The organism is Streptomyces sp. NPDC048644 (assembly GCF_043199105.1).
Lineage (GTDB): Bacteria > Actinomycetota > Actinomycetes > Streptomycetales > Streptomycetaceae > Streptomyces.
In genome coordinates, this window is record NZ_JBICVO010000013.1 from 62,386 (window position 1) to 87,115 (window position 24,730).

Consider the following 24,730-nt stretch of genomic DNA (forward strand, 5'->3'; position numbering starts at 1 on the left):
CAGCCGGACCGTTCGCACCGGCCACCTCCCAGCCCCGCTTCCGCACTTCGGCCCCTGCTGTGCGAATCGCAGTGAGGGGCTACGGCCCGGAGGCGGCAGGGGCATCAATGAGGCGGGACCGCCCGCCGGCCGTCGACAAGCACCTCTACAAGCAGCGCAACGTCGTCGAGCGCTGCTCCAACCGCTTGAAGCGGCGCCGAGGGATCACCACCCGCTACGACAAGGCCGCCGAGTCCTACCAAGCGGCCGTCCCGGATGTGGGCGTGGCATTTGAAGACAGCCCTTAGGGCGTACCGGGCGAGCCGTGGGGTGTGCTGAGGGCCCGGACGAGGTGGGGGAGGGCGCGGCGGGCCAGGGGGGCGGGGTCCGTGGCGGTGTGGGTGACGCGCATGGCGGTGAGGCCCTCGAAGAGCGCGACCACCAGGCGGGCGAGGGTGGTGGGGGCGACCTCGGGGGTGTGGCCTGCGGATTCGAGGCCGCGGGCGAGGAGTTCGGCCAGGCCGGCGTTGAGGCGTTCTTCGTGTTCGGCCAGGGCGCGGGCGGTCTCCGGGTGCCGCGCGGCGTGGAGGGTGAACTCCATGGAGACCAGGAACCAGGACCGTTCCCTGGCGTCGTGGGTGGCCAGCTGGTCGAACATCCGGGCCAGCGGGTCGGGGTCGTCCGTGCACGCCGCGACCTGTTCCCGCAGCTCGGCCAGGAGCCGGTCGGTGTGCGCGTCGTACAGGGCGAGGAACAGCTCTTCCTTGTCCTGGAAGTTGGAGTAGAAGGCGCCTCGGGTCAGCCCGGCCTGCTGGACGATGTCGCTGATCGACGTGGCGTGGAAGCCTCGTTCGGCGAAGAGGGCGAGCGCGCTCTCGGTGAGCGCGGCGACCGTGGCCGGCCGGCGCTTGGTGGGTGACTTGGGCACGTACCGCTCCCTGCAGGTGATTCTTCCTCCCGAAGGGTACGTGCCCGCCCGCCGGTGACCGGTGTCGGTCCCGCTGCCGGCGGCCGTCGCTTTCAGACCTGCTGCCGGTAGTCGTCGTAGAAGCCGGAGCCGGTCTTGACGCCGAGACGGCCCGCGTCGACGTACGTACGCAGCAGTTCGCGCGGCCCTTCGGGGAGCCCCGGGCGTTCGGCCGCGTAGTGGTTCTCGATATCGAGGACGACGTCGAGGCCGACGGAGTCCATCATGCGGAACGGGCCGGCCGGGACGCCCATGTTCAGCTGCCACATGCGGTCGACGTCCGCCGGGGTGGAGACGCCATCGGCGACCACGGCGAGACTCTCGCGCTTGATGGCGGCCCAGATGCGGTTGAAGATGAAGCCGGTGCTCTCCCGGCGGGCCTCGAAGGGGTGGATGCCGTACTCGGGCAGCACCTTCAGCAGCAGCTCGATGGCGCCGTGGTCGGTACGGCCGCAGGACATCACATCGGCGGCGTTCTGCCGGGGCGGCATGTAGAAGTGCAGGTTCAGCAGGCGCTCGGGGCTGCGCACGCTGTCGACGAGGTTGCTCGTCGCGTAGGACGACGAATTGCTGGCCAAGATGGCGTCCGGCTCGGCGAGTTCGTCCAGATCCCGGAAGATGCGCTTCTTGAGGTCCAGGCGCTCGGGTACGGCCTCGACGACCAGCCAGGCGTCCGCGAGAGCGCGGGGCAGATCGGTCACGGACTCGACGGTGCCGAGCCGGCCGCCGTCGATCGTCTTCACCACATCGGGCAGCTCCTGGGCCACGTAGGCGCAGGCCGCTTCGCCCGCCTCGGCGGAGGGGTCGTAGACGCGGACCAGGCCGCCCCGGGTGGCGAACATCAGGGCGATGCGACGGCCGAGCGTTCCCGCACCGATGACGGTGACCGGCCGGTCCTGGGTGGTGGCGGGGGGCGTGAAAGTCACGGCTACTCCTGTCTTGCAGCTCTTCTGTGATCCCGCCGTAGGGGTGCGGCGGGATCGGAACGCGGGTGGATGTCACATCCAACTTCTGGATACAGTGTGTATCCGATACATCGTGTATGCAAATGTGGAGGCGGCGCCGATGCCGCCCCCAGGAGCACGAGGAACACGAGAAATGCGAGGAGCACGCCATGCGCGCTGACCAGGTAGCGACCGCGGTGACCACCCCACTGACCGTCCCGCTCTACCCGCCCCGGACCACCCGCTTCACCGACCGCGAATACCTGAACGTCGTCTACCGGACCGACCCGGAAGCCCTTCGTGCGGTGGTCCCCGAGCCGCTGGAGATCGTCGAGCCGCTGGTGCGCTTCGAGATCATGAAAATGGGCGAGGTCGACGGCTACGGGCCGTACACGGAGTGCGGTCAGGTCATCCCGGTACGCCTCGGGGACGAGTACGGCGAGTACCTGCACGTCATGTACCTGGACTCCTTCGGAGCCACCGCGGCGGGGCGCGAGCTCAGCGCGTACCCGAAGGTCGCCGGCGAACCCGCGCTGCGCCACGAGCGCGGCGCCCTGATCGGCACCCTCGACTACGGCAGCGAGCGCGTCGCCACCGCCACCATGGCGTACAAGTGGGAACCGCTCGACCCGGAGGAGGCCCGCGCGCAGATCACGGTGCCCACCTTCGCCGTGAAGACGGTGCCAGGCTACGACTCCCGGCCCCGCGTCTGTGACCTGGTCCGCACGCAGATCACCGACATCACCGTGAAGGAAGCCTGGCACGGCCCGGCCCGCCTCCAGCTCTCCCAGCACGTCATGGCACCCCTGGCCGACCTCCCCGTCCGCGAGGTGGTCAGCGCCAGCCACATCACCACCGACCTCACCCTCGCCCCCGCCCGGCCGGTCCATGACTACCTGGCCTGAGCGCCGCCCGGCTCGGGAGGTGACGCGGACGGCGGCATGCCGCGCAGCCGCGCCGGATCGGTCCGGGTCAGGGCCGCCGGTGCGTCCAGTTGCCAGCCGGTCTCGTACGCATCGGCGAAGGGCTCGTCGCCGAGCGCGGCTCGGCTGCGGCTGCTCAGCGTGTGGACCTGCGGATCGGTGCGGTCGTGGGCGCCGCGCAGCCGGGCCGCCGCGCCGAGCAGGACGGCGACTTCGCGGTACCGCCCGTACAGCGCGGCGAGGCCGGCCACGGTCACCGCTACCGTCGCCACGATCGGCATGTCCCTGCTGTTGACCGCCGCGGTGTATGCCCGGCCCAGCGCCTCTTCGGCGCCCGGCCCGTCGCCGAGTCCGAGACAGAGCATGCCCCGCACCGCGCCGACCAGTGCCTGCCCCTGGTCGGCGTCGAACAGGGCATGCGCGGACAGCCTGGCATCGACCGACTCGACCAGCTCGCGGGCCGGTGCCAGATCGCCGGTTCGCACCCACAGAGCGGCTTCCCGCGCGTCGAGCAGAATCGCCATCCCGGGCGACGCCGAGCGCAGCGCGCGCTCCCGGGCCATGGCGATCACCTCGGCCGCCCGCGCGGTCTCGTCGAGCCGCACATGCAGATCGATCAGGCGCAGTTCGACGAAGATCTCGTCGCTGAGGCTGAGCGATCCGAACTCGCGGGCCAGCCGTTTGGCCTCGTTCAGGTCGGCCAGCGCGCCGTCGAGATCGTCGTCGTACTGGCGCATCAGCGCGTGCAGTGGCAGCGCCTTGGCGAGGCCCCAGCGGTCGCCCGCTCGGGCGAAGCACTCCAGCGCGGCGCGCACATCGCTGCGGACCTGGTCGAGATGGCCGTCGTTCTCGGCGAACTGGGCCCGGAACAAGCGGGCCATACCGGCCAGCCACCCGTCGGGCCCGTCGACCAGCTGCTGGAGGACCGCCGGCGACACATCGGTCTCCGTCAGGGTGGCCAGTTCGACCGCGGTCAGCACGCCACGGAGGCCCGGCAGATCCGGATGGCTCAGCAACCGGCCGGTGAGCGCCCGCAGTTCCTCGCGCCGCTTCTTGATCCAGTCGTTGGCCGACGCACCCTGGGTGTCGACGGTGTTGAGCGCCAGCAACCCCTCGGCGATATCGCGTGTCATGCTCGGCCGCGCGACCGGCAGCGCGACCGCCTCACCGAGCCAGTAGGCCGCTTCGGGATGCCGGCCGAGCATCTGCCAATACCAGATCAGGTCCACCGCGAGGGCGAGCGCGCCCGCGGCGTCGTCGGTGTCGCAGAGGTGGCGCAGGGCGGCGAGCACGTTGTCGTACTCGGCGTGCAGCACGTGGAGTGCGTCGAGTTGCCCGGGGCCGCGAAGCAGCGGGTCGTGGCGGGCGACCAGTTCGGCGGAGTAACGGGCGGCCAGGTCCCGCACGTTGGTCAGGGTTCCTTGCTCGGCCAGGCGCTCCAGGCCGTACTCGCGGATGGTCTCCAGCATCCGGTACCGGCCGGTGTCCGGCGCGAGTTGCAGCAATGACCGGTCGACCAGGGCCGCGAGCAGCTCCGGTACCTCGGCGGCGGGCACCGCGGTGCCGGCACAGACCGCGGTGGCCGAGGCCGGTGTGACGCCGCCGGGCAGGACCGAGACGCGCTCCGCGACCGTGCGGGCGTCCGCGCCGAGCAGGTCCCAGCTCCACGCGATGACCGCGCGCAGCGTGCGATGCCGGGGGAAGGCGGTCCTGCTGCCGGTGGTGAGCAGGCGGAACCGGTCGGACAGCCCGGCGGCCAGGCCGGCCAGCGAGAGCGTGCGCAGGCGGGCCGCGGCCAGTTCGAGTGCGAGCGGCAGGCCGTCCAGGCTGCGGACGACGCGCAGCACCTCGCCGACGTTGCGCTCGTCGACGTCGAACCCTGGCCGCACGGCCGCCGCCCGCTCGGTGAACAGGCGCACCGACGCCGTACGGCGGGCCTGTTCGACCTCCTCGTGCGGCTCGGGCAGGGGCAGCGGGCCGAGCGGGACCAGCGCCTCGCCGTCGACGGCCAGTGGCTCCCGGCTCGTGGCCAGCACCCGCAGCGTGGCGCAGCGGGCCAGCAGCGCCGCGATCAGGTGCGCCACCGCGTCGATCACGTGCTCGCAGTTGTCCACCACGAGCAGGCTCTCCCGGCCGTCCAACTGGTCAGCCAGCACGTCCAGTTCACCGCCCGCGTCGCCGCGCAGCTTGGCCGAGGCTTCGAACAGCGCCGAGCCGCGCAGCCCGGTCGCGGCCAGCAGTGCCGCGCCGACCTTCGCGGGCTCGGTGACGGAGGCGAGGTCGATCAGCCATCCGCCGTCGCGGTACTCGTGCAGGTGGCGGCGGGCGGCCTCGACCGCCAGACGCGTCTTGCCTGCGCCGCCGGGACCGAGCACGGTCACCAGGCGCCCGGAGGCGAGCAGCGTACCGATCCGGGCCAGGTCGTCGTCGCGGCCGATGAAGCTGGTCAGCGGCGCTGGCAGGTTGCTCCGCCTGACCTGAGCGGTGTCGGGGGCGGGCCGCTCGGCGCGCAGCAGGCGCAGGTGACGTTCGCTCAGGGCGGCGCCCGGGTCGGTGCCGAGGACGTCGGCCAGGCGCTCGCGGACCCGCTCGTACAGGGCGAGGGCATCAGCCTGGCGCCCTTGGGCGGCGAGCGCGTCCATGAGGAGTGCCGCGGCGCGCTCGTGGACGGGGTGTTCGGCGAGGAGTGCGGCCAGACGGGCGGCGGCCTCGTCGGCACGGCCAAGCGCCAGCTCGGCGTCGGCGAGGTCGGCGACGGCCTCGATCGAGGCATGGGCCAGCCGGGTCGCGACGGCGGGCGCCACCGCGGCGACGACCGCGGGCTCGGCGCCGGGACGGTCGCCCCACAGCGCCACGGCCGCACCGAGCACGGCCGCCGCGGCCTGGGGGTCGCCGTCGCGCAGCCGGTCACGGCCTTCGGCGGCGAGCTGCTCGAACCGCAGCGCGTCCACGTCGGCCGCTTCCACGGCCAGCCGGTAGCCGCCGGCGAACTGCGCGACCCCGCTCGCCGAGCCGAGACTCCGGCGCAGCCGCGAGACGAGGGCCTGCAGGGCGTGGGCCGGATCGGCCGGCGGGTCATCGGCCCAGATAGCGTCGATGAGGCCGCGCTGCTCGACCGCGTGCCCGCCGGCGAGGGCCAGCCGTACGACCAGAGCCTGCAGGCGGGCACCCGGTACGGGCAGGGCGGTGTCGCCACGGGACAGCTGAAAGGCGCCGAGCAGCGTGATTCGAAGCCGCGCACCCCCGTCCATTCCCCGATCGTCGCACGCGCACGGCCGGGCCCTCACATCAGGGCAGTGCCCGTGTGCCCTCGTGTCAACGCCGTGTGCGCACCGTGTGAGCAGCCCCCGGCAATCTTGGCGTGTCGCAGAGAACCAGCTTCAGAAGAACCCGTTTCAGAAGAACCAGTTTCAGAATCAGAAAGGGAGTTCTCATGCATGACGTAGTGATCGTGGGTGCCGGGCCGGTCGGTCTGTTCCTCGCCTGCGAGCTTGGCCTCGCGGGCTGCTCGGTCCTGGTGCTCGAACGGGAGCCGGAGCCCGGCTCCCCGTGGCGGGCGGATCCGCTCGGGATGCGGGGCCTGTCCGCCGGGTCGGTCGAGGCGTTCTACCGCCGCGGGATGCTGCACCCCCTGCTGACGGCGTCGGGCGTCCCCGACGATCCCGGCCCGGATCCGGATCCCGACGCGGACGAGCCGTCACCTCCTCGTGGCGTGGGCCACTTCGCCGGCATGGTGCTCGATCCGGCCAAGGTTGACCTCGCCGCCCTGCCGTTTCGGCTTCCCGGCCCGGCGATGGACGGCGTGCTGACGCACCTCGAAGCGGTCGAGTCCGTGCTGTCCGAGCGGGCTTCCCGGCTCGGCGTGGAGATCAGGCGCGGCGTCACGGTATCCGCCGTCGCGCAGGACGACGAGGGCGTGGTCGCGCACGCAGGTGAGCATGCGTACGCGGCGCGCTGGCTCGTCGGCTGCGACGGCGGACGCAGCGCGGTCCGCGGGCTCGCGGGCTTCGCATTCGCCGGCACCGAACCGCTGTTCACCGGCTACGTCATGCTCGCCACGGTCGCCGATCCCGACGAGCTGAGCCCCGGGATCAACCTGACGCCGACGGGCATGTATCTCCGGATGCCCACCGAGGGGCACATCGGCGTGATGGACTTCGACGGCGGCGCGTTCGACCGCTCGCAGCAGCCGGCCCTCGACCACCTCCAGGTGGTGCTGCGCCGCGTGTCCGGCACCGGCGTGACGCTGAGCGACGTCCACCTCGCATCGAGCTTCACCGATCGGGCGATGCAGACGACGACCTACCGGCTCGGGCGCGTCCTGCTCGCTGGCGACGCCGCGCACATCCACTCACCCCTCGGCGGACAGGGACTCAACCTCGGCATCGGCGACGCCATGAACCTGGGGTGGAAGCTCGCGGCGACCGTGCACGGGCACGCGCCGGACGGGCTGCTCGACACCTACACCCGCGAACGGCATCCGGTCGGTGCAGGGGTGCTCGACTGGTCGCGCGCCCAGGTGGCGGCCATGCGGCCGGACCCGCACGGCCAGGCGGTTCAAGGAGTGATGCGCGACCTGCTCGGAACCCGTGACGGAACGACCTACGTGTTCGAGAGGATGTCGGGAGCGTCGATCCGCTACGACCTCGGCAGCGAACAGCCGCTGGTCGGCCGCAACGCCCCGGACCTCTGTCTCGAAGACGGCACTCGCCTCGGCGAGTTGTTGCAGGACGGACGAGGCGTCGCGCTCGATTTCAGCACCGACCGCCGCCTGCGCGACGCGGTGAAGGCCCGGCAGAGCCGCCTGCGATACGTGGCCGGGAAGGCGAAGAACGACCTCGGACTGGGTGCCGTGCTCATCCGTCCGGACGGCATCGTCGCCTGGGCGGGCGAGCGCGACGTCGACCGGAAAGCGTTCGAGCGCGCCGCCGACCAGTGGTTCGGCAATCCGGGAACCTGAGCCGCCGCTCCCTTCCCTGATGAACCCCCTTTTCCCCCAACCCGCCTATCAAGGAGCACAGATGACGATCACCATCCGCCCGGGAACCACCGTGATGTTCACCGGCGATTCGATCACCGACTGCCAGCGGCTGGAGAGTGAGGACGGACTCGGGTTCGGCTACCCGCTGCGCATTGCGGGCGAGTGGGGCTTCCAGCACCCCGACCGGCCCGTGACCTGGCTGAACTCCGCGATCGCCGGCCACAAGGTGAGGGACATCGAACCCCGGTGGCAGGCCGACGTGCTCGACGCGCGCCCGGACGTGGTGTCGATCCTCGTCGGGGTCAACGACATGGGCTGGCACACGCTGGACCCGCAGGGGCGCGTGATCCCCGTGGAGGAGTTCGCAGCGGGCTATGACCGCCTGCTCGCGCCCCTCGCCGAGGCGGGCACGGAGCTGATCCTCATCGAGCCGTTCCTCCTGCCGATCCACGGTGTCGTCGAGGCCGGTGTCGCGCTCATCGGCGAGGAAGAGCGAAAGGAATGGCGCGCCGACCTGAACCCGAAGATCCAGGCCGTGCGGGAACTCGCTGATAAATACGGCGCTCAACTGCTGCCCGCCGACAGCATGTTCGCCGAACTCGCCGCGACGACCGGACCGGAATACTGGGCCGAGGACGGCGTGCACCCGACGCCGGCCGGTCACGCCGCACTCGCGGCGGCCTGGCTGCGCCTGGTCGCGTGACCGCGCCTCGTCTCGCGCCGTCACGATCCGGGTGTGGGGCGAGGGGACCGTGGTGCGCTGTGCCCGCCGCCGGGCGGATCCCCGGCTGCCGCGCGGGCGGTGACCAGGCCCGATTCGTAGGCGGCGATGACCGCCTGGGCACGGTCGCGGACGGCGAGCTTGTCGAAGATGCTGGTGATGTAGTTCTTGACCGTGGAGAGGCTGATCTCCAGGGTGCGGGAGATCCCGGTGTTGTCGAGGCCGGTGGCCATCAGACGCCACACCTCGACCTCGCGGGGGGTGAGTTCACCCATGCCGGTGGGCGCCGCCGGCGCACCGTGGGGTGCCCGTACGTAGGTGGAGATCAGCCGGGTGAGCAGGCGCGGCGCGACGGCGGCCTCGCCGGCATGGACGGTGCGGATCGCCGCGCTCAGGTCTTCCGGTGAGCTGTCCTTGGGCAGGAACCCGTAGGCCCCGGCGCGCAGGGCGCCCACGACGTACTCGTCGAGGTCGAAGGTGCTGAGGGCCAGGACCCGGCATGCGGGCAGGGTGGCGGCGAGTTCCCCGGTCGCGCCGACTCCGTCGAGGACGGGCATCCGGATGTCCATCACCACGACGTCGGGGCGCAGCCGGCCGGCGAGGGTGACGGCCTGCGCGCCGTTCTCGGCCTCGCCCACCACGTCGAAGGACGGGTCGGGGGAGAGGATCAGCGACAGGCCGCGCCGGACCAGCGGCTGGTCGTCCACGATGAGCACCCTGATCCGCGGCGGCGTCGGCCCGGTCCCGGTCATCGGCGCGCTCCCTCGTGCTGGACGGTCGCCTCGGCCGACTCGTCCGTGGTCAGCGGTAGCTCGGCCGTCACGGCGAACCCCCCGTCGGCCTGCGGGCCGACGGTGAGGGTGCCGCCGTGCAGGGCGACGCGCTCACGCATGCCGATCAGGCCGTATCCACCTGAGTCCGCCGCCGGCGCCCCCTCCTGCGGTGGTGTGCCCCCGCCGTCGTCCCGCACCTCGACGGTGACCCCATCCTGACGATAAGTCAGCTGCACGGAAGCGCGGGCGGGCCCCGCGTACTTGCGGGTGTTGGTGAGGGCTTCCTGGGCGATCCTGAATACCGTGAGGCCGACGGTCGGTGGCAGCGGGCGCTGCGGCCCGCGGACGCTGAACTCGGTCGGCAGTCCGGCGATGCGGGACTCGGCCACCAGACGGTCGAGGTCGTCGACGCCGGGCTGGGGCAGCGACGGCGCGGTCTCCGGTTCGTCGCCTGCCCGCAGTACGTCGAGGAGTTGGCGCATCTCGCGCAGCGCGAGCCGCCCGGAGGACTCCAGGGTGACCAGGGCTTCTTGGGCCACCTCCGGTCGGGCGAGGTTGGCGCGTGCTCCGCCGGCCATCAGCTGCATGGTGGTGATGTGGTGGGCCACGATGTCGTGCAACTCCCGTGCGATGCGGCGGCGTTCGTCGGCCACCGCACGGTCGGCAAGGAGGCTGCGGTGGGCCGCCACCTCCCGCTGCCAGCGGTTGACCGCCATGGCGGTGCCGACGACGATCAAGGTGGAGAGAGGCGGGGCAATGGCCTCCTGCCAGGGCGGAATCCGGTTGCCGCTCTGGCTCAGCAGCGTCAGCGACACCGTCGCGAAGGCCGCGACCGCCGTCACCCGACCGGGACAGGCCCTGGCGACCGAGTACACGGCGACCACCAGGACGGCACCGAAGTGGCTGGGCAGCGGTACGGCCAGGGCGGCCGTCGCATCGAGTGCCAGTGCGGCGGCGAGCGCCGCCACCGGGTGGCGGCGCCGGGCGAGCAGCGGCATGGCCGCCAGCGCGACGAGCAGGAACCCGGCCACGCTCACGTCGTGTTGGCCGTCGGGGGCGTTGAAGAACACGTAGCTGAGCAGGTTCATCGCGCAGGCTCCGCCGGTCACGAGCGCGTCGTTACGGGTCCACGGCGGCTCGCCGCTGTCGATGTGCAGCGGCTCCCGGGCATCACCGGGCCCGACGCGTCGGCTCCTGAGCATGTCTTGTTCTCCCTGTGTCCGGCCTCCCGGCCCCCGGGACAGCGTGGCACAGCAGCCGCGGTGGTAGCGGTTCGCGGCCACCGTTCCGGGCGCTGACCTGGGTCGGGACCAGGACCAGGGTCCTGGTCGCGGGCCTGGGAGGGATCCAGGGCCCCGGTCCGGATCATCCGCTGCCACGACGCCTGACGGCCCCTCGCGATGATGGTCTGGAGACCGGCCGGGAGCCCCCGGCAGACGTCCGCATGCAAGTCCGTCCGCCGGAGGACATCGTGATCCGCGCCCTGACCGGATACTCCACCAGACACCCGTGGAAGGTCATCGCCCTCTGGGCGGTGCTGGGTGTCGCACTGAGCGCCCTGGCCCCGACATTGATCGCCCGCGTCACCCAGCACCAGGCAGGGGACTTCCTGCCCCGCAGCTACGACTCGGCCGCCGCTTCGCAGATCGCCGAGGAGCGGTTCGGGGTGAACCCCGATGCCACCACGGTGACGGTGCTGGTCGCCAGGTCCGACGGCAGAGCCTTGAGCGCCGCCGACCAGAAGCGGGTCGAGGCCGAGGCGGCGAAGCTGGGCCAACGCCGGGTGACCATGCCCAGGGAGGAGGACGACGGCCCGACGTTCCTGCTCCCGGACCGCTCCCAGACGCCCCGGATCGCCCCGGCGATGACGGCCCCCGACCGGAGTTTCGAGCTGCTCTCCGTCCAACTGCTCGGGAACCCGTCGGACAAGGGGGTCCAGGGCGTCTACCGGACCTTCCGGGACGCCGCCCGGACGCAGTTCTCCGAGGCGGGGATGCGCACCGGCTTCACCGGGGGTCTCGCCGACACCGTCGACACCACCGATGCCCACGAGACCGCCGCGAAGGTCGGGGGCGCCCTCGTCATGGGGTTCATCGTCCTGCTCAACGTGCTGGTGTTCCGCAGTGCGTTGGCGGCCCTGCTACCGCTGCTCGCGGTCGCCATGATCGGCGGCGTGGCGGTGGGCGCCGTCGCGGGTGCCGCGCTGCTGACCGGGCGCAAGCTCGACGCGAGCACCCCGAACCTGATCAACGTGGTCCTGCTCGGCATCGGCATCGACTACCTGCTGTTCCTGCTGTTCCGCTTCCGCGAGCAACTGCGCAACCGGCCCGAGCAGCCCGCCCGCGAAGCGGCCGAGCAGATCTCCGGCCGGGTGGGCACCGCGATCACCTCGGCGGCGCTGACCATCGTGGCCGCGTTCGCCACGCTGGGCCTGGCGACGTTCGGGCAGTTCCGCTCCCTGGGCCCCGCGATCGCCGTCGCGGTCCTGGTGATGCTGCTCGGCAGCCTCACCCTGCTGCCGGCGCTGCTCGCAGCCGCCGGACGCAAGATGTTCTGGCCGTCCAACACCCTTCACCACGAGCCGAGCGAGGGCCGTGCCGCCCGCTTCGGCGCACTGGTCACCCGACGACCGCTGACAATGCTGACCGCCTCCGTCGCCCTGCTCGCCGCGCTGGCCGCCGGGCTGACGGGCATCCGCATGGACTACGGCCGGGGCGATTCCGGCGACCTGACCCCCGCCGCGGCCACCGCGGCCGAGATCTCCCGCACGCTGCCGGCCGGAGTGTCGGACCCGACGAGCGTCTTCGTCACCGCCAAGGACGGCGGCGCCCTCACCACCGCCCGACTCGACGGCCTTTCCCACGCGCTCACCCAGGTCAAAGGCGTGGGCAAGGTAGGGCAGACCACCCTCGACAAGGACCACCGTGCCGCCCGGATCGACCTCTACCCGACCGCGTCCCCGCAGAGCCAACAGGCCCGCGACCTGGCCTCAGGACCGATCCGGGTCGCGGTCGCCCGGCACGCACCCGCCGGGACGACGGCACACGTGGGCGGGACGGCGGCGATCTTCGCCGACATCTCCACCGCCGTCGACCGCGACCTGAAGACCGTGTTCCCGGTCGCGGCAGCGCTGATCGCGCTGATCCTCCTGCTGCTCCTGCGCAGCCTGCTCGCCCCGGTCGTCCTGATGCTCTCCGTCGGACTCGGCTTCGCCGCCACCCTCGGCGCCGCCACGCTGCTGTTCCAGCACGTCCTCGGCAAGCCGGGCGTCAACTTCACCCTCCCCCTGGTGCTGTTCCTGTTCGTCGTGGCACTGGGCACCGACTACAACATCCTGATCGCCGACCGGATCCGGGAGGAGATGCAACGACCGGGCCCGGCCCGCGCCGCTGTGTCCCGCGCGGTACGGCACACGACACCGGCCATCGCAACGGCCGGTCTTGTCCTTGCCGGCTCCTTCGCCACGCTCGCCACGACCCCGGGAAACGAACAAATCGCCTTCGCGATGGCACTCGGCATCATGCTCTCCGCGCTCGTCCTTTCCCTGGTGCTGGTCCCCGCCCTCGCGGCACTCCTCGGCCGGAGCATCTGGTGGCCGTTCCGCCCGAGGCCCACCACGGGCGGCCACCCGCAGCACCGGACGAACGCACCCGCTCCGGAGCCCGACCGGGTCACGGCGTACTGACCGAGCGGCTCGGGTGGCACAGCTGGATGAGTGAGTCCGAAGTCGTGCCTGCTTGGCGGGTCTCACTCATCTAGCGGCCACAGCTGCCCCTGAGGAGCACGCGCGCATAGTCGCTATGAGCACGGATGAGGCGGATGCTCCGGTCTATTCCGTCCTGCCTGAACGGCAGGACGACAAGCGCGGGGAGAGCGGCAAGGGTGACGAGCAGCAGCGCCGGGACGACCAGCGCGAGGACAAGCGCACGTTGCAGGGCGCCAACGGCACGTGGGGGCATCATGAACATGGCTATGAAGACCTTTTGTCATGGGGCACGAGATGGCACCAGACTGAAGGCCGGGGGGAGTTGTCCGTCCAAGGAAAGCGCGTAGGGCCAGCTCGCGTGCGGACAAAGGCCCTGTTGACAGCGGACAAAGGCGGAAGGCGATGCCTGACAAGGGGCGAAAGCACGGCGAGCTGAAGGGCGAGACCGAGCAGGCCAACAGACTCGCCGCATGGCTGCGTCGCCTCACTCGTGGCCGTGGCATGACGTTGCGTCGGTTGGAGGAGCGTTTCGGGACCGGCCGAGACGCGTGGAGCAAGTACTTGTCCGGAGCCAAGCTCATCCCCGCCGATCTGCTGGAGCAGTTGGTCACCGGGCTGGTGCCGGAGCCCCGAATGAGGGACAAGGAGCTGGCGCAGGCCAGGTCCCTGTGGCGGGAGGCCGAGGACGCATCGCGGGGGCGTGTGCCCCGAGCCCACCCGCAAGCCCCGCGGCTCACGCGGGGCGACCAGCTGTACTTGCGCCTCGACGAGGCACGGGAACGTCAGCTGCGAACCGAGAGGGCCCTGCATAAATCGCAGCAGATGGTACTGGTCCTGCTGAACATGGTTTCCGTGCTCCAGGCCGAGCACGAATCCCTCAAAGCGGAATACCACCGCGCTCTGGCCGAGTCCCGCAGGGACGTCGTGGCCGGAGTACACAAGGCACTTGACGAAGCCGAGCGGAGCCTGGCAGATGCCGGCAGCGACTTGAGGCGCGCCCGTCGGGCAAATCGGTCCGCCGAGCAGATCAACGTCGCTGCACAGCAGGCGGTGGAGACCTGCCGACGCGCGGTGGGCGAGATGGCCGGCATCCCCCTCCACCCCTCGTACGCGGCTGTACGCACGCGCATCACGGACGCCCTGGACGAGCAGGACGAAGAACTGACGCACCTCTCGGCCTCCCCGGAACAGGAGGCAGAGGCACCTGAGGGGATTGTCCGCACGGCAGTCACGGACAACGCGGACAACCACCCACCCCACCCCCAACCCCGGCAGCGTGCCTCCAGCCGCCTCTTCGGCCTCCTCCGGAGACGAGGCCCTTCCCCCCGCGACCACGCATACGAGCGGAAGGCCGAGGAAACCGGACTGCTACTGGAGCAGCAGCGCGCGTTCGTCGCCGATGCCGGCCACCAACTGCGGAACCCCCTCACCGCTCTCCTGCTGCGCCTCGAACTGCTCGCCCTGGAACTGCCCGACGGGAATGAAGACGTCGCCGGTGTCCGGGAGGAGGGACACCGTCTGGCAACGGTGCTCGATGAACTGTTGGACCTGGCGTTGGCCGAGCACGCAGCGGTCCAGGCCGAGCGGACGGACCTGACCAGCCTGGCGCAGGACCGAGTGACCGCGTGGCTGCCCACCGCCGAACAGCGCGAGGTGGCGTTGCGATGGGAGGGACCGCCCCAGTTGTTCGCCTGGACGGACCCCGTCTCCTTCGCCGGCGCACTGGACGCCGTGCTCGACAACGCCCTGAAGTTCACCCTGGCCGGCGATGAGGTGACGGTCGTGACCGCGCTCCGGGCCGATGACGCCGCAGTGCATGTGGCAGACACCGGGACCGGGCTGACCGATGGGGAGATGAGCCGGGTGAGCGACCGCTTCTGGCGCAGCCCACGCCACACGGACACCAAGGGGACGGGGCTCGGCCTCTCGATCGCGCGAAGCCTGCTCCAATCGGTCCGCGGATCTCTGGAGTTCACTCACAACAGCCCCACAGGACTGGTCGTCACCCTCTCCGCACCGCAGCACGAGAAAACAGCGTGAGTTAATGAAGTTGCGTGCCTGCACCTGCTGGGCCTCGGGCGGCGGGCATGGCTCCGGGCTCTTCGTCGTCGTGTTCAGCACCTGTGTACGGCTCGTGCCCGGCGTATACGGGTTCCACAAACACCTTTGTGTAGTCGGGCTTGTCCGGGCGGGGCAGGGACATTCGGGCTCCGGGATCGTAGCGGGAAGCGGTATGTGCTGGCTGCGGCGATGCTGACAAAATGCGCCGGCCGTCGGTTCGCATCGCGTATCGCGTCACGGCCTGCCCGCGAAGTATCTCCCGCGGGCAGAGCTCCGTCGTACATATTTCCGTAGCCGAGGGCGGGCTCACGAGCACAGTGGCGACCGCGGGCTTCCCTCAGCGCTAGTTCTCACCCTGTATGCAGGCGAGGTGGTCACTTCTGTCCGGCGGGAGGAGCCTGGCCGAGGTAGTGGTCGGCGGGGCTGGCGATCCGCTGGAGAAGATGAAGCATCCGGTCGGCGCGGCCCGGCGGCATGGCGGGGCAGGGCTGGCCGGTCTTCGGGTCGAGGTCGCCGCGCCAGTCCGTGGCCAGGTGACAGAGTTCATGGCGGCGGCCGTAGCCGGTGGGGAAGGGCCAGCCGTCGTCGAGGGCCTCGCTGTTGCTCAGATGGCCGAGGCTGTCGGCGGCCCAGACGAGCATGATGCGCCCGGTGAGCGCGAGACGGATCCGCTCGGTGGCGGTGGCGGTGGCGGCGGCGGTCGGGCCGATGGCCCCTTCGGGGATGTCCTCCGAGCGGGGTGGCACCAGCCGCACCTGGAGGTCGAGCAGGACCTGGCTGTCGGCGTCGAGGGCGGTGAGGTGGGCGGCTGAGGGGGTGCGGAGGGTGCCGGCCGAGGTGGCGCCGTGGTCCGTGTAGCCGACGTGCAGGACCGTAAGGCGCTCGTCGGCCAGCAGCTCGGCGGCATACGCAGTAGCGCGTGCGCGTGCCTCGGCGGCCTGCTTCTGACGGGCACGCAGCATGTCGATGTGGGCGCACGTGCGGCACAGCAGCCAGTCACCAACGCGGGTGCACGGCAGATCAGGGCGAGCCCCGCACTGCTCGCACACGCGGGTGCCGGTGGCGCGGCGGGCGGCAGCTGCGGCGAGCTGGGCGGCACTGGCGCGGGTGGGGCGGGACTCACTGATCAGGTAGAGATCGAAGGTGGCGCGCCGTCCGGCGCCGTCGCGGCCTTCGACGGTGGCCCTGACCGGTCCGCCGGGTTCACGGGGCTGGTCGAGGTCGGCGAGCTGGGTGCGCGTCATGTAGCGGTCCGGTGGCAGGGCGCCCCAGCGGGCGAAGTGGTCGGTCATCGTGCGGTCCTGTCCGTGGGCGGGGTGGGTTGGGGTGGATCCAGAGGAGGGGGAGGTGGGCGGTCCCCGGGGCGGGCGCTGGTTTCCGCGCCTGTGTCGCCTGCCCCCGGGCCCCTGACGAACCTGTTGCGATGCTGCTGTTCAGTGGCGCGACCGTGTGAGAACGGCCCGGCCCAGGTCGTTGCCGGAGCGGTCGGTCAGCATGCGGCGCAGCGTGCCGAGCTGGTCGGCGAAGACGGCTCGCTCGACTTCCCTGCGCGCTCTCCGGGCTGCTGCCCGGACTGGTGAACATCGGCCTCGCCGCTCTGCGAGCGCCTCCCGCAACCGTGATCAACTGTTGCTGCGAGTCGTGAAAAAAGCCAGCCGTGTATGGTCACGCGTCATCACTACGTCATCGGCCGTGCTGTACCGATGCCGGGGGCAGAGGCGTTGACAGCGGTCAGCTTCGAGGAGCTGGTGGAGTTCTGCGGTCAGTATGCCCGGGGGGTGACGCAGATCGGGCGCGAGGAGGACCCCACCCACCCCGTGCTGCCCTGTCAATAGCCTGGCTCGACTGCGTTCGAGGAGACGGCAACTACGTTGCATGTGGCGGGCGCCGGTAGGGGCGGGTGCCGTCTGCGGCGAGCAGGATCCGGATCCTGTAGTGGGTGACGTCGCGGAAGGGTTTTGCGGCCGGCGGCGGGGCTGGACACGGGTGAGCAGGGTGCGGCGGATCCGGTAGAGCGGGTGGTCCTTGTCTCACGATGAGAGCCAAAGAATTCGGACGGGGATGTCGAGAACCCGTGGCTGGCTCCGTCCCCGCAATGAACGCGACCACAAATGGGTCGCACCAGCACCGAGGAGAAACACGATGGCCAAGTACTTGCTGCTCAAGCACTACCGCGGCGCTCCGGCGGCGGTCAACGACGTGCCGATGGATCAGTGGACGCCGGAGGAGATCTCGGCCCACGTGCAGTACATGAACGACTTCGCGGCCCGGCTGGAGAAGACCGGCGAGTTCGTCGACGGTCAGGCGCTCGCCCCCGAGGGAAAGTGGGTCCGCTACGACGGTGAGGGGCGCCCGCCGGTCACCGACGGTCCGTTCGCCGAGACGAAGGATCTCATCGCCGGCTGGATGGTGATCGACGTCGACAGCTACGAGCGCGCCGTTGAGCTGGCCGGCGAGCTGTCGGCCGCCCCCGGTGCGGGCGGCAAGCCGATCCATGAGTGGCTGGAGCTGCGCCCGTTCCTGACCGCACCGCCCACCATCACGGAGTGACCTCTCAGGTGACTCCGATGAACGAGGCCCTGCTGAGGAGCCTCACGCCGAGTGTGCTCGCCGTCCTCGTCCGCCGCGGAGCCGATTTCGCGGCGGCCGAGGACGCCGTGCAGGACGCGCTCGTCGAGGCGGTCCGCGTCTGGCCGGCCGACCCTTCCCCAAGCTCTCGGCCGCGCTCGGGCAAGGGAGACCCGATTCGGGATCCGAAGGGCTGGCTGGTCACCGTGGCCTGGCGCAAGTTCCTCGACGCGACCCGGTCGGACACCGCCCGCCGCCGGCGCGAGTACCTCGTCGACGAGGAACCGGCGCCAGGGCCCGTGCCCGCGGTGGACGACACACTCCAGCTCTACTTCCTGTGCGCCAACCCGTCGCTGACGCCGTCGTCCGCCGTCGCGCTCACGCTGCGCGCCGTCGGCGGGCTGACCACCCGCCAGATCGCCCAGGCCTACCTGGTGCCCGAGGCGACCATGGCGCAACGCATCAGCCGGGCCAAGCGCACCGTGGCCGATGTGAGGTTCGACCGGCCCGGTGACGTCGCCACCGTGCTGCGCGTCCTCTACCTGGTCTTCAACGAGGGCTACTCCGGCGATGTCGACCTCGCAGCCGAGGCCATCCGGCTCACCCGGCAGCTCGCGCCCCGGGTCGACCACCCCGAGGTGGCGGGGCTGCTCGCCCTCATGCTGCTCCACCACGCCCGGCGCGCCGCACGGACCACGCCTGACGGCAGCCTGGTACCGCTCGCCGAGCAGGACCGCGGCCGGTGGGACACGCGGCTGATCGCCGAGGGCGTCGCGGTCCTCCAGGCGGCCCTCGCCCGCGACCGGCTGGGCGAGTTCCAGGCCCAGGCCGCCATCGCGGCACTCCACGCCGACGCACCCACCGCCGATGAGACCGACTGGGTGCAGATCGTCGAGTGGTACGACGAGCTCACGCGTCTGACCGACAGCCCGGTCGTCCGGCTCAACCGCGCGGTCGCCGTCGGCGAGGCCGACGGACCGCGCGCCGGCCTGTCGGCGCTCGCCGGACTGGACGCCGCACTGCCCCGCTACGCCGCGGTGGCGGCGTACCTCCACGAACGCGACGGCGACCTGGAAACGGCGGCACGGCTCTACGCCGAGGCGGCCCACAAGGCACCCCACCTCGCCGAGCGCGACCACCTGACGCGCCAGGCCGCCCGGCTCAACACCCGCCGGTGTCGCTGACGGGCCGCGCTCGGCCTTCCCGCGGCACTGGGCGCGGCCCCGTGGCCACAGCGGTCGCCGCACAGTGAAAAGGCGGGGCGAAGCCAGGCCCCGTTATTCCGGCCGCGTGACCGCGCGCAGGTATGCCTCGGTGAAGAGTTCGCAAGCCTCGTTCACGGGCGGGAGCTCTGCGCCCCGCACGGGTTCGAGTACGGGTCGCAGGAGGAGGTGGGTGACCATCGGGCCCAGCAGGAGCTGGACCAGGATCGGGAGTGGCAGCGGTCGCATCCGGCCCGCCTCCACGTGCGGCAGCAGGAGCCGGGCGAGGCTGTCGAACAGGCGCGGGACGTATGCCCGCATCGCTCGCGCGGCGGGCCCGTCCGGTCGGCTGAAGAGGTCCGCGAAGATCGCCGGGAGCACGCGCGGCTCGCGGTCGAACGCCGTGATCACGGCCCGGTAGAGCCCCTGCACGGTGTCCTCCAGGCACTCCGGCGGGTCGGCGGCCAGGGCCTCCAGGCCGGGCAGCGGGCCGTAGCGTTCGTAGACGGCGCCGAGCAGGCCGTCCCGGCCGTCGAAGACCGTGTGCAGGCTGGGAAGTGAGCACGCGGCCCGCTCCGCGACGGCGTCCAGGGTCATCGCGCCGAGGCCCCGCTCGGCGACCAGCTCCGCCGCCGCCTCGATCGCGCGCTCGCGGACCGGCCGACGGCCGCCGGGGTCGACGCCCGCCCGCCGGACCGCCTCGTCCAGCGGGCCCCGCGAGCCGCCCAGCCGGCGCAGCAGTGTGCTGCGGGAGACACCGGCCGCCGTGGCGATCGCCGTCAGCGGGACGTCCGCGACGTCTCGGCCGCGTTCCCCCGCCGCCACCAGGGCGGCAGCCACCAGATCGCGCATCTGCTCGTGTTCCTGCATGTGAAACATGATACGACTTGACACCTGAGACCGTTCCAAAGACTCTGTATAGGAGAGTTCCAATCGGGACGAGGGAGAGCGTCATGAGTGTCGTCATCTCCGGGGGTGGACCGGCCGGCGTGATGCTGGGCCTGCTGCTGGCGCGGGCCGGAATCGAGGTGACCGTGCTGGAGAAGCACGGCGACTTCCTGCGCGACTTCCGCGGCGACACCGTCCACGCGTCCACCATGCGGCTGATGGACGAGCTGGGCCTGGGCCGGAAGTTCGCCGCGCTGCCACAGAGCAGGCTCGGCAACATGGAGGTACCCACATCGGACGGCGGCCGGATACGGCTGACCGACTTCGAAGCCCTGCCCGCGCCGTACAACTACATCGCGATGATCCCGCAGTGGGACCTGCTCAACCTGCTCGCCCAAGAGGCCCGGCAGGAGCCGTCGTTCACCCTGCGGATGAACACCGCCGCGACCGGGCTGATCCGGGAGGGCGGCAAGGTCATCGGCGTCCGCTACCGCACCCAGGACGGCGAGGAAGGCGAGATCCGCGCCGCCCTCACCGTCGCAGCCGACGGCCGCCGCTCCGCGCTGCGCCAGGACGCCGGCCTGGTGCCCCAGGAGTTCCCGGTCCCGTTCGACACCTGGTGGTTCCGGCTGCCCAGGCATGTCGCGGAGCAGGCCCAAGAGCCCCGGCTGATCCCCGCATTCCGGGCCGGCGAGTTCGCGCTGAGCCTCACCAGGAACGACTACTTCCAGATCGCCTACTTCACCACGAAGGGATCCGACGCCCATCTGCGCACCGAAGGCATCGAACGCTTCCGGGCGCGGATCGCCGACCTGATGCCGCGGTACGCGGACCGGGTCGACCAGCTGCCGAGCATGGATGACGTCCACCTGCTCGACGTCCGGCTCAACCGGCTTCCGCAGTGGTACGCCGACGGCCTCCTGTGCATCGGCGACGCCGCCCACGCGATGTCCCCGGCCGGCGGAGTGGGGATCAATCTCGCCATCCAGGACGCGGTCGCGGCGGCCACGCTGCTCGCCGAACCGCTGCGCCGTGGCCGACTGGCCACCGCCGACCTGGCCAAGGTCCAGCGCCGACGGTGGCGGCCCATGGTGATCCTGCAGCGCATGCAACTGATGCTGCACGACGGGTTCTTCGCCCCGGTCCTCACCGGCCGCCGGGTCGGCCCACCCACCTCGATGGTCCTGGCCACCCGGTACCTCCCCGGGTTCCGTCAACTCCCGTCCCGGCTGGTCGCGTTGGGCCCACGCCCGGAGCACGCCCCGGCCTTCGCCCGGCGCCCCCCGGCGGAGCCGGCGAGGGCGTAGGCCGCCCCACCGAGCCCGCACACCACGCCCGCCGGACCGCCCAACCTCTCGTGCCAGTCCGGCGGGTGGTGCTGTGCCCTGGCTACTTCCGAGTCGCCGTCACAGGGTGAGCAGCGTGCGGCTGGCGACGCTGGTGTCCTGCAGCGGTTTGAGTACCAGGCGTACGAGGCGCAGGGCGTTGTCGTCGCCTGCGACGCGGTTGGCGCTGAGTTCGCCGCAGGTCAGGCACTCGTGGATGAGCATCCACTCGCCGTCCGGGCGGGCCGACATGGTGAGTGCCTCCATACGGCCGCGGCAGGGGGAAGCGCGGTCGCCGGGGATGCGGTGGTCGACGTGCAGGCTGGCCAGGCAGTTCGGGCAGTGGTTGCGGTGTCCGGTGCCCGGAGCGTCCAGGGGCACGTCGAGTCGGCAGCCGACGCACCGGAAGTCGTGGGCGCGGTGGCCGCCCTGGCTGTGCAGGACGTCCTTGTGCCGCTGCGAGCGGCGAGGCGATGCGGCCCGTCTGCTGGCGTTGTTGCGTCGTGGCATGGTCGTCTCCTTCCTCTCGGCCCACGTCACAGGGTGCCGAACGCTTCGAGCGGGAACGGCGGTTGGGCGAGCGGCCGTACGGCCATGCGCATCAGGATGAGTTGGTTGTCGTCCGCGCAGACGGGGTTCGAGGTGAGCTCGTCGCAGCGGACGCAGCGGTGGATGACCATCCAGTCGCCGGTGCGCAGCACGGCGATGGCGATGGGGGACATCCGCCCGTGGCACTGGCTCGGGCCGCCCTCGACGTGGTCGATGACGTGCTGGGAGTGCAGGCACGACGGGCAGTGGTTGCGGCGGGTGCCGTCGCCGGTGGTGGCGGACACGGTCAGTCCGCACCACACGCAGGTGAAGGTGTTGATGCTGAGGGTGTTGTGGGCGTCGCTCTGGCGAGCGCCGGTGTTGCTGGAATTGCTGGACACCCGGGTGCTCCTTGCTGAGAAAAGGGGGTAACTGGCAGCAAGAGCAGGCCGAGCGGCCTCGACGAAAACGGGCACGCCACCGCACGACGACCCTGTCGCAGAAGTCATGAACAGACAGCGGACAGGTGTGGCCGGGTGGTGCGGGCGGTTCAGGGCACCGGAAACTCACGTCCGGTCGCCGCGCGAGAGGAACGGCGGCAGGAGAAACGGACGGTTATGCGGTACGGCGAGGCGCGCTCGGCGCGGTCCGGGGCATCAAGCACCCTTCCTGAGGGCCCCATGGCCCGGTAAGTGATCAACAAAGCGGCTCCAGCGTAACCACGGCTCTGCACCGCGTGCCAACGAATATTCCGCGCTGGACGCTGGAGGCCGCGCGGTCATCAGGTCCGGGCGGGGCGCGATGGGGCCGACGGAAGGGACAGCGGCCGGTCAGGGGGCGATGGCGTACTCGGTGAAGTGGCCGCAGGCGGTGAAGCCGAGGCGGCGGTAGACGGGTTCGCCGTCGGCGGATGCCTGCAGGACCGCGGTCTTGTATCCCGCGTCGCGGGCCGTGCGCAGGGTGGCCAGGGTGATGGCCCCGCCGTATCCGCGGCGGCGGTCGGTGGCGAGGGTGGCGATGTTGTAGATGCCGGCGACGCCCGCGTGCAGGAAGACCTCGGCCGAGCAGACGGGGCGGTTGTCGACGTAGCCGACCAGGTAGCGGGCGGGGCAGTCGGTGGCGAGGGCCCATACGGCGGTGTCGGCGAAGAAGCGGCGCACGGTGGCGGCGGGCGGGTTCCAGTTCGCGGCGAGGACCGTGGCGTAGTCGGTGAGCTGCTCCGGGGCGGTCGCCAACTGGATGTCCAAGCCGTCGGCAGGCGCTTCGGGGAGGGCTGTGCGCATGTCCTTCCACATACCGGCTTCCGTCTCCGATGCCTCCAGGCCGGCGGCCTGAAGGTGCTCGGCGAGGTCGGTCGGTGCCGAGGCGGGGCCGACCCACCAGGAGAAGGGGCGTCCGGTGGCGGCCAGGGTGCGGACCGTTTCCGCGGTGCGGACCGGGGCGGTTTCCGGGGTGAAGCGGGCCGCCGCGACGATGTTGAAGGTGTCGTCGTCCAGGCCGCTGTCGGCGATCAGCAGATCGTTGGTCCGGGTGACGGAGGCGCCTCCCAGGTTCTGGTGCAGATGGCAGGCGTGCTCGGCGAGGTTCTGCTCCATTGCGAGCAGAAGGTCGGGTTCGTTGGCAAAGAGGCGCTTTATTTCGTTCACGATGAGGCATTGCAGCATGCTCACCTGGGCGTTCGCAGGTACTTTTCCGCGCCTGCGGGACAGGGGCCGGGCCCGGCGCTGTCGTATTCGATCAGAGGCGGCCGGCCCCGTACCTCCGGCCGGCTCGCCACCATCACCGATGGACGCCGGCGCTTGCACACCCATCGCGGCTGACGGGACCAACAGCGGCTCGGAAGATCAGTGGCCGTCCGGTTTGACGCAGGTCTGGTCCTCGGCGGGCAACTTGCCTGTGATCAGGTAGGCGTTGACCTTTGCGTCCACGCAGGCGTTGTGGTACGTCGCGTAGAGCGTGTGCTGGTCGGCGCCCCTGAGGGTGAGCAGCCTGGTGCTCGGCAGCAGGCCGCGCAGGGCGACGCTGCCGGAATAGGGGACGCGCGGGTCGCCGGTGGCGGCCACGATCAGCGCGGGGGCGTCGTGTCGCACCTGCGTGGGCTGCTCGCGGGGACGGTCCCAGAAGGCGCACGGCACGATGGTGTTGGTCAGCGGGCCGAACAGCGGGTGGGCGGCGCGGCTGCGCTCGATGTCCTTCCAGTACTGTTCGGGGTCGCGTGAAGCGGGCACGTCCCCGCACAGGATCGCTGTCTGCGCGCTGCCGGAGCGTGATCCCTGGCTGGTGATCTGCGACCGCAGGAGTCCGGCGAACTCGCCCGAGAGCTCGGTCGGTTGACCGTCGGCGGCCCTGGCCAGCACGGACAGGTGCTCGCTGAGCTCCGCCCGTGCCGCGTCGGTGTCGCTGCCGGTCCCCGCGAAGATCACCAGGGGCACCACGGTGGCATCGAGGAGGAAGACGTCGGGGGCGGTGCCGACGGTCAGCGGCCGTCGCGCGGACGTCTCGACGACGTGATCGACGGTGGCGAGTACCTGATCGCGGGTGCGGCCCAGGCCGTAGGTGCCGTGACGTTTCGCCGCCCATCCGGCCCAGTCGGCGAGCGCCTGGCCGTTCGCGGATTCGGAGCCCCGGACCACGCGGGGGTTGTAGCGGCGCGGGTCGAGTGCCCCGTCGAGCACCACCCGGTCGTAACGCCCAGGGAACATCTGGGTGTAGACCGTGCCCAGGTAGGTCCCGTACGAATAGCCCAGGTAGGAGATCTTCCGCTCGCCGAGCGCTTCCCTGATGACGTCCATGTCGCGGGCCGTGTTGCGGGTGCTGATGTGCGGCAGCGCCGGTGCGTTGGTGGCGCGGCACTTGTCGGCCAAGTCCTTCTGCAGGGCGACCTGGCGGTCGAAGTCCGCCCGGCTCGGGCCTGTCCAGCGCATCGGAGGGCCGACGGGCCAGCCGCAGTCCAGCGGGGTGCTGCGGCCGACGAAACGCGGATCCATGCCGATCACGTCGTAGCGCGCCCCGGCCTGTCCCATCGCCGGGCGCAGCAGTGCGGGGAGGCCGAGGCCCTCGCCGCCAGGACCGCCGGGGTATCGGGCGCGGAGGCGCAGAGGTGGGCATTCGGCGGGGAGCCGGGACGTCGTGCCCGGCCGGGAGCCCGCCGTCCCCACACATGC

The 24,730-nt window shown here is 71.3% G+C and carries 20 protein-coding genes; 9 read left to right on the forward strand and 11 right to left on the reverse strand.

The genetic code is table 11. The annotated features are described in order from the left end of the window. The first annotated feature begins 107 nt into the window (after window positions 1-107). Window positions 108-287 carry a hypothetical protein gene (locus ACGFNI_RS26285; protein ID WP_393687115.1) on the forward strand — a complete coding sequence of 60 codons (180 nt, stop codon included), beginning with the start codon at window positions 108-110 and terminating at the stop codon, window positions 285-287. Here ACGFNI_RS26285 and ACGFNI_RS26290 read toward each other — a convergent pair. Together ACGFNI_RS26290 and ACGFNI_RS26295 are read right to left on the reverse strand one after the other, a co-directional pair. Next, a complete protein-coding gene (locus ACGFNI_RS26290; protein ID WP_393687116.1) occupies window positions 284-907 on the reverse strand; it encodes a TetR/AcrR family transcriptional regulator in 624 nt (207 codons plus the stop codon). The genes ACGFNI_RS26285 and ACGFNI_RS26290 overlap by 4 nt on opposite strands. Window positions 908-999: 92 nt before the next feature. Next, entirely contained in the window at window positions 1,000-1,872 is an 873-nt protein-coding gene (locus tag ACGFNI_RS26295; protein ID WP_393687117.1) for a 3-hydroxyacyl-CoA dehydrogenase family protein, read from the reverse strand. Between the two features lie 188 nt (window positions 1,873-2,060). Here ACGFNI_RS26295 and ACGFNI_RS26300 point away from each other — a divergent pair, with 188 nt between their 5' ends. After that, window positions 2,061-2,795: an acetoacetate decarboxylase gene (locus ACGFNI_RS26300; protein ID WP_393687118.1), complete on the forward strand. Its 735-nt coding sequence runs from the start codon at window positions 2,061-2,063 to the stop codon at window positions 2,793-2,795. On the opposite strand, the gene ACGFNI_RS26305 is transcribed toward ACGFNI_RS26300, so the two are convergent. Then, entirely contained in the window at window positions 2,783-6,064 is a 3,282-nt protein-coding gene (locus ACGFNI_RS26305; protein ID WP_393687119.1) for a BTAD domain-containing putative transcriptional regulator, read from the reverse strand. The two genes, ACGFNI_RS26300 and ACGFNI_RS26305, sit on opposite strands and share 13 nt — an antisense overlap. Before the next feature lie 182 nt (window positions 6,065-6,246). Here ACGFNI_RS26305 and ACGFNI_RS26310 point away from each other — a divergent pair, with 182 nt between their 5' ends. Together ACGFNI_RS26310 and ACGFNI_RS26315 are read left to right on the forward strand one after the other, a co-directional pair. Further along, the gene (locus ACGFNI_RS26310; RefSeq protein WP_393687120.1) at window positions 6,247-7,773 is read left to right on the forward strand and encodes an FAD-dependent oxidoreductase; all 1,527 of its coding nucleotides are present in this window, start codon (window positions 6,247-6,249) and stop codon (window positions 7,771-7,773) included. A 61-nt stretch (window positions 7,774-7,834) separates the two neighbouring features. Then, window positions 7,835-8,497: an SGNH/GDSL hydrolase family protein gene (locus tag ACGFNI_RS26315; RefSeq protein WP_393687121.1), complete on the forward strand. Its 663-nt coding sequence runs from the start codon at window positions 7,835-7,837 to the stop codon at window positions 8,495-8,497. Between the two features lie 20 nt (window positions 8,498-8,517). Here the strand turns inward: ACGFNI_RS26315 and ACGFNI_RS26320 are convergent, their stop codons facing one another. After that, window positions 8,518-9,267: a response regulator gene (locus ACGFNI_RS26320; protein ID WP_393687122.1), complete on the reverse strand. Its 750-nt coding sequence runs from the start codon at window positions 9,265-9,267 to the stop codon at window positions 8,518-8,520. Continuing rightward, window positions 9,264-10,490 (reverse strand): sensor histidine kinase, encoded by a 1,227-nt coding sequence (locus tag ACGFNI_RS26325; RefSeq protein WP_393687123.1) that lies wholly within the window; start codon window positions 10,488-10,490, stop codon window positions 9,264-9,266. The genes ACGFNI_RS26320 and ACGFNI_RS26325 overlap by 4 nt, the downstream gene beginning before the upstream one ends. A gap of 269 nt (window positions 10,491-10,759) precedes the next feature. Between ACGFNI_RS26325 and ACGFNI_RS26330 the strand changes: the two genes are divergently transcribed. Together ACGFNI_RS26330 and ACGFNI_RS26335 are read left to right on the forward strand one after the other, a co-directional pair. Further along, the gene (locus ACGFNI_RS26330) at window positions 10,760-12,973 is read left to right on the forward strand and encodes an MMPL family transporter (protein ID WP_393687124.1); all 2,214 of its coding nucleotides are present in this window, start codon (window positions 10,760-10,762) and stop codon (window positions 12,971-12,973) included. Window positions 12,974-13,396: 423 nt separating this feature from the next. Next, complete coding sequence (locus ACGFNI_RS26335; RefSeq protein WP_393687125.1) at window positions 13,397-15,034, forward strand: ATP-binding protein; 1,638 nt, start codon at window positions 13,397-13,399, stop codon at window positions 15,032-15,034. A gap of 395 nt (window positions 15,035-15,429) precedes the next feature. Here the strand turns inward: ACGFNI_RS26335 and ACGFNI_RS26340 are convergent, their stop codons facing one another. After that, the gene (locus ACGFNI_RS26340; protein WP_393687126.1) at window positions 15,430-16,347 is read right to left on the reverse strand and encodes a hypothetical protein; all 918 of its coding nucleotides are present in this window, start codon (window positions 16,345-16,347) and stop codon (window positions 15,430-15,432) included. 850 nt (window positions 16,348-17,197) lie between these two features. Here ACGFNI_RS26340 and ACGFNI_RS26345 point away from each other — a divergent pair. After that, complete coding sequence (locus ACGFNI_RS26345) at window positions 17,198-17,605, forward strand: YciI family protein (RefSeq protein WP_393687127.1); 408 nt, start codon at window positions 17,198-17,200, stop codon at window positions 17,603-17,605. A gap of 17 nt (window positions 17,606-17,622) precedes the next feature. After that, window positions 17,623-18,807, forward strand: a complete 1,185-nt coding sequence (locus tag ACGFNI_RS26350; protein ID WP_393687128.1) for an RNA polymerase sigma factor — start codon at window positions 17,623-17,625, stop codon at window positions 18,805-18,807. A gap of 93 nt (window positions 18,808-18,900) precedes the next feature. Here ACGFNI_RS26350 and ACGFNI_RS26355 read toward each other — a convergent pair whose 3' ends face one another. Continuing rightward, window positions 18,901-19,695 (reverse strand): TetR/AcrR family transcriptional regulator, encoded by a 795-nt coding sequence (locus tag ACGFNI_RS26355; RefSeq protein ID WP_393687129.1) that lies wholly within the window; start codon window positions 19,693-19,695, stop codon window positions 18,901-18,903. Window positions 19,696-19,778: 83 nt separating this feature from the next. Between ACGFNI_RS26355 and ACGFNI_RS26360 the strand changes: the two genes are divergently transcribed. Continuing rightward, a complete protein-coding gene (locus ACGFNI_RS26360; protein WP_393687130.1) occupies window positions 19,779-21,020 on the forward strand; it encodes an FAD-dependent oxidoreductase in 1,242 nt (413 codons plus the stop codon). A 99-nt stretch (window positions 21,021-21,119) separates the two neighbouring features. Here the strand turns inward: ACGFNI_RS26360 and ACGFNI_RS26365 are convergent, their stop codons facing one another. From ACGFNI_RS26365 to ACGFNI_RS26380, 4 genes are all read right to left on the reverse strand, one after another. Continuing rightward, window positions 21,120-21,548, reverse strand: coding sequence for an RNHCP domain-containing protein (locus tag ACGFNI_RS26365; protein ID WP_393687131.1), 429 nt, complete (start codon window positions 21,546-21,548; stop codon window positions 21,120-21,122). Window positions 21,549-21,574: 26 nt separating this feature from the next. After that, window positions 21,575-21,967, reverse strand: coding sequence for an RNHCP domain-containing protein (locus ACGFNI_RS26370; protein WP_393687132.1), 393 nt, complete (start codon window positions 21,965-21,967; stop codon window positions 21,575-21,577). A gap of 429 nt (window positions 21,968-22,396) precedes the next feature. Then, window positions 22,397-23,161, reverse strand: coding sequence for a GNAT family N-acetyltransferase (locus ACGFNI_RS26375; protein ID WP_393687239.1), 765 nt, complete (start codon window positions 23,159-23,161; stop codon window positions 22,397-22,399). A gap of 249 nt (window positions 23,162-23,410) precedes the next feature. Beyond that, entirely contained in the window at window positions 23,411-24,724 is a 1,314-nt protein-coding gene (locus tag ACGFNI_RS26380; protein ID WP_393687133.1) for an alpha/beta hydrolase, read from the reverse strand. Between the last annotated feature and the right edge of the window lie 6 nt (window positions 24,725-24,730).

Bases quoted from the DNA above. Each gene is read 5' to 3' on its own strand.
- ACGFNI_RS26285 (WP_393687115.1), top strand. From the start codon at position 108: ATGAGGCGGGACCGCCCGCCGGCCGTCGACAAGCACCTCTACAAGCAG.
- ACGFNI_RS26300 (WP_393687118.1), top strand. From the start codon at position 2,061: ATGCGCGCTGACCAGGTAGCGACCGCGGTGACCACCCCACTGACCGTC.
- ACGFNI_RS26305 (WP_393687119.1), bottom strand. From the start codon at position 6,064: ATGGACGGGGGTGCGCGGCTTCGAATCACGCTGCTCGGCGCCTTTCAG.
- ACGFNI_RS26310 (WP_393687120.1), top strand. From the start codon at position 6,247: ATGCATGACGTAGTGATCGTGGGTGCCGGGCCGGTCGGTCTGTTCCTC.
- ACGFNI_RS26315 (WP_393687121.1), top strand. From the start codon at position 7,835: ATGACGATCACCATCCGCCCGGGAACCACCGTGATGTTCACCGGCGAT.
- ACGFNI_RS26320 (WP_393687122.1), bottom strand. From the start codon at position 9,267: ATGACCGGGACCGGGCCGACGCCGCCGCGGATCAGGGTGCTCATCGTG.
- ACGFNI_RS26325 (WP_393687123.1), bottom strand. From the start codon at position 10,490: ATGCTCAGGAGCCGACGCGTCGGGCCCGGTGATGCCCGGGAGCCGCTG.
- ACGFNI_RS26335 (WP_393687125.1), top strand. From the start codon at position 13,397: ATGCCTGACAAGGGGCGAAAGCACGGCGAGCTGAAGGGCGAGACCGAG.
- ACGFNI_RS26340 (WP_393687126.1), bottom strand. From the start codon at position 16,347: ATGACCGACCACTTCGCCCGCTGGGGCGCCCTGCCACCGGACCGCTAC.
- ACGFNI_RS26345 (WP_393687127.1), top strand. From the start codon at position 17,198: ATGGCCAAGTACTTGCTGCTCAAGCACTACCGCGGCGCTCCGGCGGCG.
- ACGFNI_RS26350 (WP_393687128.1), top strand. From the start codon at position 17,623: ATGAACGAGGCCCTGCTGAGGAGCCTCACGCCGAGTGTGCTCGCCGTC.
- ACGFNI_RS26355 (WP_393687129.1), bottom strand. From the start codon at position 19,695: ATGCAGGAACACGAGCAGATGCGCGATCTGGTGGCTGCCGCCCTGGTG.
- ACGFNI_RS26360 (WP_393687130.1), top strand. From the start codon at position 19,779: ATGAGTGTCGTCATCTCCGGGGGTGGACCGGCCGGCGTGATGCTGGGC.
- ACGFNI_RS26365 (WP_393687131.1), bottom strand. From the start codon at position 21,548: ATGCCACGACGCAACAACGCCAGCAGACGGGCCGCATCGCCTCGCCGC.
- ACGFNI_RS26375 (WP_393687239.1), bottom strand. From the start codon at position 23,161: ATGGAGCAGAACCTCGCCGAGCACGCCTGCCATCTGCACCAGAACCTG.